Here is a 12,580-nt window from a genome sequence, read left to right on the forward strand (position 1 = left end):
CGACCTATGCGATCACATAGGTCTCTGTCAGAGATCGCCAACTTTCCATCCGCTGGCGCATCGTTTTTCTATATTCTGAAGCCGTCTGTTTGTGCTGATGGGGATGGAAATGACCACGTATCGGTTCAAAGGCTGACAGAAAGCGCTGTGCCTGACCCACCGATTTGAATCGGCCCATTCGCCTCTCCCTAACTCGGGTCTGTCTATGTGAGTTCTCAGCTCGATTGTTCAATCCTTTATGCTGCCTATGTTCTACATTCCTCAAGATGTCCTTCTTAGCAGCGCCATAACTCTTGAGTTTGTCGGTGATGATGACTCTGGGGGCAAAGCCGGCTGGTTTGAGTAGTTTTCGGAAGAACTTCTTGGCTGCCGCTTTGTTGCGGCATCGCTGCATCAGGATATCGAGCACTACACCATGCTGGTCAACAGCCCGCCACAAGTAAAACTGTTCACCTTTAATCTTGATGACGACTTCGTCGAGATGCCACTTATCACCGGGCTTTGGCCGCTGTTTGCGAATCTGATTGGCATAGCTCTGAGCAAACTTGTGACACCAACTTCTGATCGCTTCGTAGGTGACCGTGATGCCTCGATAGAGCATCATTTTCTCAATGTCACGGAAGCTTAGTGGGAAGGTGTAATACAGCCAGACGCAATAGCTGATAATGTCGGCTGGGAAGCGGTGGCCACGGTAAGGATTATTCATGGCTGAAGCTTCTCAGAGACAGTAGACCGGAGTCAACTCTAGACAACTTGACAATGCCATTTAACCCCTATTGAACTACTCAAATACCTTAACCGCACCATCAGCAATACCAATTAGGATCATCAGTATAAGCAACTTTCAGGCTTTGTGAAGTGAAGTAAAGTTATAGTTACTGGCCGTTTACGGAGTTTGGTAAGGATGTCCTTCACCATTGAGACAGCTCGCAATATTTTCCCGGAAACGCTGGCTGCGGATGTGGTGCCAGCCACGATTGCCCGCTTTAACCGACTGAAGGTTGAAGACAAATTGGCGCTAATCTGGTTTGCCTACCTGGAAATGGGGAAGACGCTCTCAATTACGACCCCCGACCCTGTGAATATGCAATTTGTCAGCAGTACACTCAGCCAAATCAAGCTGATGAGTTTTAGTGAGCAATCGCAATTAATGCATGACCTGGCTAGTCGGACGGACCGACCCATCTGCCGCCTCTACGCCACTTGGGCAGCGAATATCAAACTCGGCTTTTGGTACCAATTGGGCAGGTGGATGGCAGAAGGGATCGTCACCCCAATTCCTCAGGTTTACCAACTTTCAGCCAATGCCTCGGCTGTCCTACAAGCAATTCGGGTTGTTGATCCTGGTCAACAAATTACGATTCTCCGCAACGCAGTGGTGGATATGGGCTTTGACCCGTCGCAGTTGGGCAGCTACAGCTCGGTAGCAGAACCGTTAGTCCTACCCACGGATATGGCCGAGCGCACCCCAATTACGGCAATTCCTGGTGTGGAAAACCCAGTAATTCTGGAGTACATGGACAACCTAAATGCTAATGACTTTGATGCTCTGGTACAACTCTTTGCTTCGGATGGTGCCCTGCAACCCCCTTTCCAGCGCCTGATTGTCGGACAAGATGCCCTACTTCGCTTTTTCCGGGAGGATTGCCAGAACTTAAGATTGTTGCCTAAGCAGGGTACTACGGAACCTGACGAAGATGGCTACACCCGGCTCAAGGTCACCGGTAAGGTGCAAACCCCCTGGTTTGGCCAGGATGTGGGCATGAACGTTGCCTGGCGCTTTCTCCTCAATCCAGAGAACAAGATTTTCTTTGTTGCTATTGATTTACTTGCTTCTGCCAAAGAGTTGCTGAATCTGGCTCCCTAGGTTGTCTTCCTGGCCGGCAGTCAGGTTTCAAAGGGCTTCAGGCACTCGGCGTTTACGTTAGAGGGAGAGCGAATGGGGCTAAGTGAGATGATGCTGGGCAGTGTGAGTAACTATGTCATGCACCATGCTGCTTGCTTTTGTATTAGTGGTCCACAAATGAGCAAAAGAGAAATAAGCAAAAGAGAATTCTTACTTGTATGGAGAAGCATTTCCCGTGGTTACACTGGTTGATTTACCCCGTTCTACACAGTCCTTTAGCCATTTTTCTGGTCATTTTTCTGGCCAGAAAAATGACCAGAAAAAATGGCTGCCTAACGCTACAAACAGCTAAGATTGCGCCAGCAACCACCGCGATGCGATGTCTCGATTGGGCTCGCGATTGCTTTGATATCGAATCTGAGCTGAAAAATGATACCACCTACAATTCTTTTCTGTTTCGCGAAGAGAAGACAGCCCTGCTCGGTACGTCGCATCACAAGTTTCGTGAACAGTCTCTGGAGTATGTCAGCCAGCAGATTGCACCGCTCGATCTGCCTTATCTGATTGTGAATTATACGGGGTCAGGCCACAGTGGCTTGATAAAAGAGATTTTGGATTGGGCTCCTCATGTTATTGTCGCGGGCTCTAAACTGGCCATTCAGTTTTTAGAGAACATGCTGCATCGGCCTTTTGCCTCACCCTTTGCCTCAGTGGTTATCAAAAGTGGGCACCACCTGGACTTGGGCCGGGGGCATGAGTTGAAATTTCTGGCCCGGTTCAATTCCGGTCCTTAGAGCAACTAACCCTGTCAATAACATCAAGCCAAAGTTAGCAGCTCCCTTTGAAGGCTCATCGACTTGCCCCTTTGAGGGGCTAACAGAAATAAGCCCTCGACAAAGCCGAAGATCACTTAACTTAAGGATTAAAGTTCTATGTCATCTATGATTGATCGCGCCCGCAACCTCTTCCCCAGTACGCTAGCCGCAGATGCGATTCCAGCGACGACGGCAAGGTTCGCTCAGCTCAGTGCCGAAGACCAGCTAGCGCTCATTTGGTTCGCTTACCTCGAAATGGGCCAGTCCATCACTATTGCTGCCCCCGGTGCAGCCAACTTACAGTTTGCTGAGAACACGCTGAATGCTATCAAGCGCATGACGCCTCTAGAGCAATCTCAGGCGATGTGTGATTTGGCCAATCGAGCGGATACTGAAGTATCTCGTGCTTATGCGGTATGGACCCCCAATATTAAACTAGGCTTCTGGTATCGGTTAGGAGAACTGATGGAACAAGGCCTCGTCGCCCCTATCCCAGAAGGGTATAAGCTCTCAGCGAATGCTGCAGCCGTTTTACAATCCATCAGGGACTTAGAGTCCGGTCAGCAGATTACCGTCTTACGAAATGCCGTGGTTGACATGGGCTACGACACTAGCAAGATGGGCAGCTACCAGAAAGTGTCAGAGCCGGTTATCGCACCTAAGTCAATCGGAGAACGGACGCCAGTCTCAATCGAAGGTGTTGATAATGCCACTGTTTTGAGCTACATGAACAACTTAAATGCCAACGACTTTGATAAGTTGGTCAGCCTTTTCACGGCTGATGGTGCTTTGCAGCCGCCTTTTAGAAGACCGATTGTAGGCAAAGAGGCTATCCTACAGTTCTTTAGAGAAGAGTGTCAGAACCTAAAGCTTGTGCCTGAGCGCGGTGTAGTCGAAGCGGCTGAAGATGGCTACACGCCGATTAAGGTGACGGGTAAGTGTCAGACGCCCTGGTTCGGTGCTGCTGTTGGTATGAATATCGCTTGGCGCTTTCTTCTTAACCCAGATGGCAAGATCTTCTTTGTTGCGATTGATTTGTTAGCTTCGCCTAAGGAGCTAATGAATTTAGTCCGCTAAGCAAGCTCATTAATCAATAAGAAGTGCTGACTCATCCCTTTGACGTATCGCTACACGAGTACGATGTCAAAGGGATGGGTTTCTAGAGTAGCAAACTGTGTTACGAGGCAGGTTGTTAGCATTGTCACTGCTGGACTTCGGCGATTTTCGATAAAGGGATAACTCTCAATAGATGGCGACAACACAGACAGACGGTCAATGGAGCAACGAAGAAAGAAGGATTGCAGAATCTGCGCTCAAGAAAGCATACAGAAAAGAAACAGAAGCACTGATTGCGAATATTCGGGAGAATGCTGCCAACGTTACACAGCTCGAAGACGTTTGGCAGCTGCATGATTTCTTGAGTGCAAAGAGGCACGATATCGATGGCAAGTATGACGACCGAGAAGACTTTCTGATGTTCACGCTATCTAAGCTCATCAAAACAGGTCTGTTAGATAAATCTGACTTGCAAGGCTTAGCCGCCGATAAGCGGGCAAAAGTCACTGTTCTAACCCGTATGTAGAATTTCAGGAATTCTGTCATTTGTCGTCTATACCCCTTGACACCTGACACCTCTGTGAACGCTGCGTCACGCTGCTATCAATGACCGAGGAGATACGAGGGCTATGTTGCAAAAAGTAATCGAAGAGAGAATTTCTCTATCCATCCGCCCTCCATTATGCCGCCCCGCCAAAGATTCCGTTGATGAAGCAGAGTTGTCCTATGACATCTCCTTTCTCAGCTCCTTCAATCTGTCCCTTACGAATCATGTTCATGGTTTCATACCCTTTGAGCGTTCGCCTAGCCGTATTGAAGGAGCCAAACCCCAGTCCAGGTTTAACACGGCGTTTTATGAAGCGATGGTCTTGCTCGACAATATTGTTCAAGTACTTTATCTGCCTAGTTTTCGTCGCTTTAGGCAGAGATCTATCTTTACTTTAAGGCCTTGATGGCAGGTGGATAGGCTGCATTCTTATCGACGGTGATCACCCTCGGTGCAATCGTGTGCGAGGCGTTGAGTACCTTGTTGAGGAGCCGTGTGAAGGTAACCCTTCAAGCACGGTTTTGTAGACCAGCAGGGTGGGTGACTGCCCTGCTGAGTTTAACTCAAATGCCCCCGCTGGTCCTGACAACCAAAAGAGAAGAAACTCGGTCGTAGATATAGATAGCATTTAATCCTGCCGCTGTTGTCGTACCATTTGGGTGATGTGTTTCCAACGAGCCTTGGCATTGCTGTTCGCTTGCTTGTCTTGTCTTCTGTTTTGATAGGCTTGCTCTCTCTGTAGCTTTTGATAGCTGTTCAATCGCTTGGTAGAAAGCGTTCCACTCTCTATTGCAGCTTGAATAGCACAGCCGGGTTCTGAGCTGTGTTGGCAATTGCGAAAACGACATTGCTGAGCAAGGTTTTCAATGTCAGAAAACGTTTCTCCAATCGTATCGGTAGGCTGCTCGGCAGTGCGATTATTATTGCTCCATAGCGGTAGCTCTCGCATACCTGGGGTATCGATTAACAGTGCGCCCGAGGGCAGCTTTAACATCTCCCGATGGGTGGTGGTATGTCGTCCACGGCTATCGTCTGCGCGGACAGCTTGGGTTATTTGCACGTCATGGCCGATGAGCTTGTTAGTCAGGGTCGATTTCCCTACGCCTGACGATCCTAATAAGGCAATGGTTTTACCGGGCTGCAAATATGGGGTGAGTGCTTCTAAGTTGTTTTGGTAGAGGGCGCTCAGTGTGAGAATAGGAGCTGCAATAGCAATCTTTCCTACGGCGACAATTTTGTCTTCTAAGTCCTCACAGAGATCCGCTTTGTTCAAGATGATGGTTGGCGTTGCGCCACTTTGCCAAGCCATGACTAAGTATCGCTCAATGCGACGAAGATTAAAATCATGATCGAGACCGCTCATTAAAAAGAGCGTATTGATGTTGGCGGCAATGATTTGGGCTTCGTTTTTTGTGCCTGCCGCTTGTCTAGAGAACTGGCCTTGACGAGGTAAAATGGCTTGAATCAGCGCTTGATGGGTTGCTGTTTCAAGATGAATGACGACCCAGTCGCCTACGGCTGGAAAGTCTTCCGATTTTTCTGCCTGATGTCTAAATTTCCCTGTGAGGGTGGCGCTACAGTCTCCTCTTTCTGTGTAGAGCTGGTACTGGCTACGATGGGCTACGGCGACTCGCCCTACACAATATCCTTGCTTTGCGTAGGGTGCAAAACTGTGAGCGAAACTTTCGCTCCAGCCTAAGTTTTTAAGTTGCATTGCTTGGCAATCCTTGTAGAATTCTCTGGGTTATTGATTAGACTGATTCAATTGCCGTAGAGAATTCCGTCACGCTACAAGCAGTAGCATGACTCACAAGAGATAGAAAATATTGTGATTTGATCGCTTATTTTGTTTAGGCAGCGCAGGTTCTCTTGTGGATATTCCCTACGGACTGTAGCGCTGATGCGATCGCTAGTACCGAATCAAACATAGGAAAACACTCCTTGCGAGAACAGATAACTTATTCTAGCTAAAGATTTTGAATTTGAGGCATATTCTCGACCAGCGGGGAACTTGGTCAGAAACCTCCGGAGCAGCTTACAGAAGCCGCTCCGTGACCGACTTACAAATGTTGAAAGCTCGTTTGATGTGAGATGGAGAAACCTTAGCGACCAAGCTTTCTCCATCTCACGACAGGCTATAGTATGGCTGGCTACTATCAAACGTCAAGGGCATCGGCGGCAAAATGACAGAGGTTGTCGTGTTAGCTGACATTTAAGAGAGACTAATCAGCCTCACTGTAAGACTGACCATGTAAGGAGACAGTCCGCGATCTAAATGACAGAGCGCGATCTAAATGACAGTCCGCGATTCTCCGTAGGAGAGGCTTCGCCAACGTTTTTAGAAACCGGAATATACACGTGGCTTTTGGTGGGCTAACTAGTCCCGATTGCGAGCAGCGGCAGCCTGCTGCCGGTAGCTCTCAGCCTTGATCTCAAAGATGACCGCATGATGCACTAGGCGGTCAACAGCAGCCACGGTCATCATCGAATCGGGAAAGATGCTCTCCCACTGGCTGAAGGGCTGATTAGCCGTAATCAGCAGGCTCTTGCGCTCATAGCGATGAGCAATCAGTTCAAAGAGGACAGAGGTTCGGCCTCAGACTTTTGCACATAGCCGAGGTCATCGAGGACAAGCAGGTCAAAGCGGTCGAGCTTCTTCAATCTGGACTGTAGCAACAGTTGTTGCTTATCCTGTTGCAGTTGTTGGACTAATGCGAGTGCGTTAAAGAATTTGACACGCCGCCCGGCTTCGAGCATGGCCTGTGCCAACCCGAGACTGAGATGCGTCTTGCCGACGCCAGAGGCACCGAAAAATAGGCAATTGGTGGCACTATCGAGCCAACTGTCATCATCGGCCAATTGCATCAGCGGAGCGGGGTTAAAGCTCGGACAGTGCTCGAACTCAAAGTTGGTCAAACTTTTTACGGCGGGAAGCTGTGCTTCTTTTTTGGCTCGCTTTAGCCGCATTTGGTTTCTTCTGTCTGCTTCTTGTTGGCACAAACTGAGCAAAAATTGCGCATAAGACCATTGCTGCTGTAAAGCTTGGCTCTCGGTAGCTTCCCAGTGGGTAAGCATGTTGGTGAGCTTGAGCTGCTTGAGTAGCGTGCTCAACTGTTGATAGGGGCTGCCGTTGGCAGTTGTCTTCTTCCTCTTCTTTCCTCACCACCCTGGACAATTTGAGCATATTGCCAACCGCTGTAGGCTAAGCGGTAGTGGTAGATTAAGTGCTCGAACGGCTTGCCGTTTACCGTGATCTCCATTCACTTCAGCTTGGTGAAGTCCGAGAGGCCATCACCCCTGGTTCATGACGCAGCATAAACATCACTTCTGGCTCTGGGCCGTGCAGCGCTTTCCACTCTCGCACTCGGCGCTGCAACGTCCGCAGCACTTGTGGATACTTACCCGGATACTGTTCTTCTAGATACTCGAACAACGTGGTTGGCTTCAGTCTTGGCTCTCGGCGCAGCATTGGTTCTAGCTCGCTGCCCCACACCTCGGCTAAGGGGTCTCGGTGTTGCGGCGCTGATACAACGGCTCCTCGGTTGGAACGGTGACGATCTGCATCAATCCGTTGCCCCGTGCGCTCTGATATCTCGGCTATCGACGACGATGCCGACTGGGTCAGCCCCAGCTTTCGCGCGTTCATATAGGCTCTCTTCTGGTATAAGTGAATGGCTTTGGGCACAGGTCATAGGCTGATTGGCTGACAAAAGATGCAATAGCCAGGTTGAATCGCTGTCATACAGGGACTTGAGAGCCGCAAAGGTTGCGAGGGGGAGCCAGCGTTCTAAGATTTAGATGCAACTCAAAACCAAAGGAACGCTGTGAAAAAAACTCCCGCCTCTACGATGCCTTGAAAGCCTGGCTGGGTCAAGATTGCCCCTGGGCACATCTATCGCATCTAACGACCTGCTGTTGGATGGTGTTTGCGCTGATTCAAACCGGCAGCGTCAGCCTGACAAAGTGGACAACCTACTTGCCCTGTCGCGGTCTCTACGCCCAGAGTAAACAAAGACGGGTGCGTCGCTGGTTAGGCAATAGCCGCATCAACATCCACCGATTGTACAAACCGCTGATTCAAGCGGCCTTGGCGACCTGGGAAGCCGAGTGCCTTTATCTTTGTTTAGACACCTCGCTGTTTTGGGAGCAGTACTGCTTAATTCGGCTAGCCGTGGTGTATCGAGGCCGCTCCATTCCTCTGGCTTGGCGAGTTCTAGAACACAACAGTGCCTCTGTTGCGTTTGAAGCCTATGAAGAACTGCTCAGGCAGTCTACGCAATACTTGCCTTCAAACGCAAACATGATTCTGTTGGCCGACCGAGGCTTTGTGCATACCCGTGCGATGACGCTGATAAAACAACTCGGCTGGCACTACCGCATCCGTATCAAAAGTGACACCTGGATTTGGCGACCCGGTTCCGGCTGGTGTCAACCTAAATCGTTTCACCTAGAACGAGGTCGGGCACTATGTTTCCACCACATCAGACTCCATCGTCACGAACAGTACGGCCCAGTGCATGTCATCATCGGGCGCAACAACATCAATGGTGAACTTTGGGCCGTCGTCAGCGACCAGCCCACTAGCCCGCAAACCTTTATGGAATATGCCTTGCGCTTCGATATCGAGGAAGGATTTTTAGACGACCAGTCCGCCGGTTGGAATCTACAACGCTCTGAGATTCGAGGCCTCACTGACCTCTCTCGCTTATGGTTTATTCTGGCAGTAGCCACGCTTTACGTCACGGCTCAAGGCGTAGCGGTTGTGCAATCAGGCCGTAGGCGATGGATTGACACACACTGGGATAGAGGCAACAGCTACTTTCGCATCGGATTGGAGTGGACTAAGGCGGCTCTGCTCAACGGTTGGCAGGTGATTAAACAGGCTTGTTTTACCTCTCACATTGATCCGCAACCGGCGATGGCTTCTAGGCCACAACACAACAAGAAGTCCGGGCGCTTGCTCGATTTCAGCGTGATTACCGTTAAGTTTGTTCCTGATTAAACTTTTGTCAGCCAATCAGGGTCATAGGTCTCTTTCGCATGAGATCTACCTGTGCCCTTTTCTTTGCTTTTCGGCAAGTCGCTCTGCTGGGCTGTCGATGCTAGCCAATCTCACTCCGTTCTGACCAAACACGACAACCTGGTTTTAGAACCCGCCTACCTTCACTGTCGCCTAATAGCCCAGACTGGGCGCTTCCTCACCCACTCACCAATTCCCATCGCGTCTCTCCTAGTCGATGGCCTACCAGTCGGCCCAACGGCGAAGTTGTGCGGCGGCAGATAACCTTAAACACCCACAGACAAGCTCTGTTCCGTCCGCACCGACGCAGTGTTGGGCCATGTTACGCCCATGTCCTCAACTCATTTATGCGGAATTCGCTTGCTGCCAAGAGACCAAAAACGGCACCTGTTGGGTCTGCGAGGATGGCTTTCCGCTCACCACTAGGCATGTCGGTTGATTCCTCACACACGCTCGCACCCAGTGCCATAGCATTTGTGATAGCTGCATCAATATTGTCAGTTACAAGATAGGGTATCCAGACAGCGAATCCTACCGCACCAAACGATTGATTCGTGGCTCCAACTGCATCAGCATTGCCCATACTTTGCAAGACGGTATAGTGACCAGTCTGAGTTAGGTCGATGTCGTGAAACCTCCAGCCAAAAAGGTCGCAATAGAATAGCTTCGCTGATTCAACGTCGTCGGTTATGAGTTCATCCCAGAGGAACGTACCACTGGGAGCGGGAAAGGTGTGTGTAGGAAAGGTCGGACAAATGACTGCACCCTGCAAATCTTGAATTACCGAGCTACGACCAACCCCTGGCGTATCAAAAGGTTCCCGAACAATTGTTAACCCAAGACTCTTTGCCTTTGCCGTTACTGCATCAACATCCTGAACCATCACATAGGCAACCCAGCAAGAGAGGACATTCCGTCCAGGATCAACAAAGCCCCCGTGTGCTTCACCATTGGCAAGAATCAACGGATATGAAGCTTCACCAGGCTTCCAAACAGAGTTAGAGGCGTGTTCAATCTGGTATTTCCAACCAAGTAAGTCGGCGTAGAAATTTCTTGCTTTGGTAACATCTTGCGTCAGGAGATCGTGCCAGATAACGCGACCAACCTCAGCCTTGATGGACATATTCTCCTCCTCGAAAAGCCTTCTCTGCTAAATAATGACTTAACTATTTATTAGAGGAATATTTTCTCCATAATCTGACATATGGGGTGATTAAGGAGATAGGTTTCTGCCTAATCACCTTGTGAAACTAGATAAGTTTAATTTCGTCTACTTAGCCCCAGGGTAGCGAAGCTGCGAAATGGGGCTACTTACGAGTCAAGCCCTTGCCATGTAGGGGCTTACGCTAGTACACCCCTTAGCCTAAAAATGGACTGCCTTTGCCAAAAAGTGAGTAGTACAAAGCTATTTTCCAGCCTCAAAAATGGCTGAAACCCCTATTCTCTCGTTAAGAAGTTGCCTGTCGCGCAGCTACTCAGTCAGTACAAAAGAACTAAATGGCCCCATTTCGCAGCTTCGCTACTTTGGAGCCATATAGAAGCTCGCTACCGTCGTCGATGCGGCACGACTTGGGTAGGCTACATTGCTCACCTGAGCGAAACTTGCGACGACGATAGCGCTCATCTCGTCACCCATGTGGCGACGACCGATGGGAGCGGCCACGAAGCGCAGTCTATCGAAGGGATTCACGATGCACTCATTGCTAAACAACTACGGCCAGATGAGCACTATGTCGATGCAGCTTATGTTGATGCGCTATTGCTGGTGAAAGCACAGGAACAAGGTATCGAAACCGTTGGGCCACCGCGTCCAAACTCCAGTTGGCAGACACGAACCGAAGGCGCATACAACGTAGAGCAGTTCGAGATTGACTGGAAAAGTAAACAAGTCACCTGCCCAGAAGGCAAAACCACTAGGCCGTGGCAGGAACACGTTCGAGCCTCGGGCGACCCGTACCTATTCGCCAGGTTTCGCAAGCAGGATTGCCTTGACTGCAAGGCCCGTCATCTATGCACTAACGCTGCCGCAGGCCGGACGCTTCATCTGCTGCCACAAGCAGCTCATGAGGCGCTTGCACGCGCCAGAGCGATACAGGAAACCGATGAGGGGCAGAAGCGCTATCAGCGGAGGGCGGGCATTGAGAGTGCAATAGCCCAAGGCGTTAAAGGTTTCGGCCTACGGCGTTCCAGGTATATCGGCCTAGCGAAGACGCATCTACAGAACATGGCTATCGGCGCTGCCATGAATATCGACCGTTTGTTCAACTGGTTTCAGGGCGTTCCGTTAGCTAAAACTAGGGTCTCTCACTTCAAAGCGTTAGAGCCTGCTTAGCTATACCAGTAGGGTCTTTCATAAAAGAACAATATTAGAAAGCAACAATAGAAGCAACAACTTATCGAGGGCCATAAGCTATCCTTGAACAGGTTCTGCTGTCTGGAAGTATTCAACGGTTCGTTGCGGTCGCTATCACAGCGCTTCACGACTACCATTTAATGCCAAACCAGATTTTGGAAAGGGCACAGCAGGAGTTCGCCAACGGTGTCTTAGAGGTTTTGATACTAGGCTAAAGGCGTGTCTCAATCTATGTCTCATTTCTTAATTATCAGAAAGCTCTAGAAGTTTCGGGACGATCAATCAGTGACGTAGAAAACCAAGCCTACGAACCTTCCAACAGAAGTCGCAAAGCTCTGCGGACGTGGGCCTGCCACGATTCGGTATCAGGTTGAAAGATACGTGCATAGAGCATAATTCCACTCATGGCATCAAACACCAATTCAGCATCTAAATCATTCTTCACTTCGTTTCTAGCTTTGGCCCGCTCTATCATCACTGAAAAAGCTCGTCTGCGAGGCTGTAGATAGTTTTTCCAATAGAGCTGTGCAAACTGAGGATTGGTCGAGGCACTACTCATAATCATGGCAACGGCCTGTCTTCCTAACGGGCTGAGTGTGGTCTGTGCAGCATTCTCGATGATCGTATCCAGATCACCCCACAAGCTGCCTGTATCAGCAATCACAACCTCTTCGCGAATGCTTTCAATCGCAGCGGCAACCAACTCTTCTTTGCCCGCGTAGCGTCGGTAAATTGTGGTCTTGCCGACACCAGCACGAGAGGCGATCGCTTCAATACTCATCGCATCAAATCCGACCTCCGCTAGGAGCGACAGCGCAGCTTCCAGAATGGCTCGATGGGATTCAATACTACGGGGACGCCCCCGCCTCGGCTTTCCTTCACTCATAGCTGTTATTATAAATTACGGTACAGTATCGTATCGTTAATAGATATAGCGGATGAA

At 49.8% G+C, this 12,580-nt stretch carries 11 protein-coding genes and 3 pseudogenes; 7 read left to right on the plus strand and 7 right to left on the minus strand.

Annotated elements, in window-relative coordinates:
* Nucleotides 1-4 precede the first annotated feature (4 nt).
* Complete coding sequence (locus tag S7335_RS22210) at nucleotides 5-706, minus strand: IS6 family transposase (RefSeq protein ID WP_006458148.1); 702 nt, start codon at nucleotides 704-706, stop codon at nucleotides 5-7.
* A gap of 198 nt (nucleotides 707-904) precedes the next feature.
* Here S7335_RS22210 and S7335_RS22215 point away from each other — a divergent pair, with 198 nt between their 5' ends.
* From S7335_RS22215 to S7335_RS22230, 4 genes are all read left to right on the plus strand, one after another.
* Entirely contained in the window at nucleotides 905-1,867 is a 963-nt protein-coding gene (locus S7335_RS22215) for an orange carotenoid protein N-terminal domain-containing protein (protein ID WP_006458352.1), read from the plus strand.
* Between the two features lie 290 nt (nucleotides 1,868-2,157).
* Nucleotides 2,158-2,640 (plus strand): hypothetical protein, encoded by a 483-nt coding sequence (locus S7335_RS22220; RefSeq protein ID WP_157620641.1) that lies wholly within the window; start codon nucleotides 2,158-2,160, stop codon nucleotides 2,638-2,640.
* 138 nt (nucleotides 2,641-2,778) lie between these two features.
* Nucleotides 2,779-3,738 (plus strand): orange carotenoid-binding protein, encoded by a 960-nt coding sequence (locus S7335_RS22225; protein ID WP_006458203.1) that lies wholly within the window; start codon nucleotides 2,779-2,781, stop codon nucleotides 3,736-3,738.
* Between the two features lie 172 nt (nucleotides 3,739-3,910).
* Complete coding sequence (locus tag S7335_RS22230; RefSeq protein ID WP_006457856.1) at nucleotides 3,911-4,243, plus strand: hypothetical protein; 333 nt, start codon at nucleotides 3,911-3,913, stop codon at nucleotides 4,241-4,243.
* A gap of 154 nt (nucleotides 4,244-4,397) precedes the next feature.
* On the opposite strand, the pseudogene S7335_RS29605 reads toward S7335_RS22230, so the two are convergent.
* The 4 genes and pseudogenes from S7335_RS29605 to S7335_RS22250 all read right to left on the minus strand — a co-directional run.
* Nucleotides 4,398-4,758 (minus strand): annotated as a pseudogene (locus S7335_RS29605) (DDE-type integrase/transposase/recombinase); the annotation flags it as partial.
* A 134-nt stretch (nucleotides 4,759-4,892) separates the two neighbouring features.
* Nucleotides 4,893-5,978 (minus strand): ribosome small subunit-dependent GTPase A, encoded by a 1,086-nt coding sequence (rsgA, locus tag S7335_RS22240; RefSeq protein ID WP_006458279.1) that lies wholly within the window; start codon nucleotides 5,976-5,978, stop codon nucleotides 4,893-4,895.
* A 663-nt stretch (nucleotides 5,979-6,641) separates the two neighbouring features.
* A pseudogene (gene istB / locus S7335_RS22245) lies at nucleotides 6,642-7,339 on the minus strand (IS21-like element helper ATPase IstB).
* An 83-nt stretch (nucleotides 7,340-7,422) separates the two neighbouring features.
* Nucleotides 7,423-7,910: pseudogene (locus tag S7335_RS22250) on the minus strand (IS21 family transposase); the annotation flags it as partial.
* A gap of 273 nt (nucleotides 7,911-8,183) precedes the next feature.
* Here S7335_RS22250 and S7335_RS22255 point away from each other — a divergent pair.
* Nucleotides 8,184-9,266, plus strand: coding sequence for a transposase (locus S7335_RS22255; protein ID WP_038019365.1), 1,083 nt, complete (start codon nucleotides 8,184-8,186; stop codon nucleotides 9,264-9,266).
* A 51-nt stretch (nucleotides 9,267-9,317) separates the two neighbouring features.
* Nucleotides 9,318-9,548, plus strand: coding sequence for a hypothetical protein (locus S7335_RS28125; protein ID WP_157620643.1), 231 nt, complete (start codon nucleotides 9,318-9,320; stop codon nucleotides 9,546-9,548).
* A 58-nt stretch (nucleotides 9,549-9,606) separates the two neighbouring features.
* Here the strand turns inward: S7335_RS28125 and S7335_RS22260 are convergent, their stop codons facing one another.
* The gene (locus S7335_RS22260) at nucleotides 9,607-10,407 is read right to left on the minus strand and encodes a VOC family protein (RefSeq protein ID WP_006457929.1); all 801 of its coding nucleotides are present in this window, start codon (nucleotides 10,405-10,407) and stop codon (nucleotides 9,607-9,609) included.
* A gap of 333 nt (nucleotides 10,408-10,740) precedes the next feature.
* Here S7335_RS22260 and S7335_RS22265 point away from each other — a divergent pair, with 333 nt between their 5' ends.
* Nucleotides 10,741-11,616, plus strand: coding sequence for an IS1182 family transposase (locus tag S7335_RS22265; protein ID WP_006457740.1), 876 nt, complete (start codon nucleotides 10,741-10,743; stop codon nucleotides 11,614-11,616).
* A gap of 325 nt (nucleotides 11,617-11,941) precedes the next feature.
* On the opposite strand, the gene S7335_RS22270 is transcribed toward S7335_RS22265, so the two are convergent.
* Nucleotides 11,942-12,523 (minus strand): TetR/AcrR family transcriptional regulator, encoded by a 582-nt coding sequence (locus S7335_RS22270; protein ID WP_006458388.1) that lies wholly within the window; start codon nucleotides 12,521-12,523, stop codon nucleotides 11,942-11,944.
* Nucleotides 12,524-12,580 lie beyond the last annotated feature (57 nt).

It is taken from the genome of Synechococcus sp. PCC 7335, assembly GCF_000155595.1.
Classification (GTDB): Bacteria; Cyanobacteriota; Cyanobacteriia; order Phormidesmidales; family Phormidesmidaceae; genus Phormidesmis.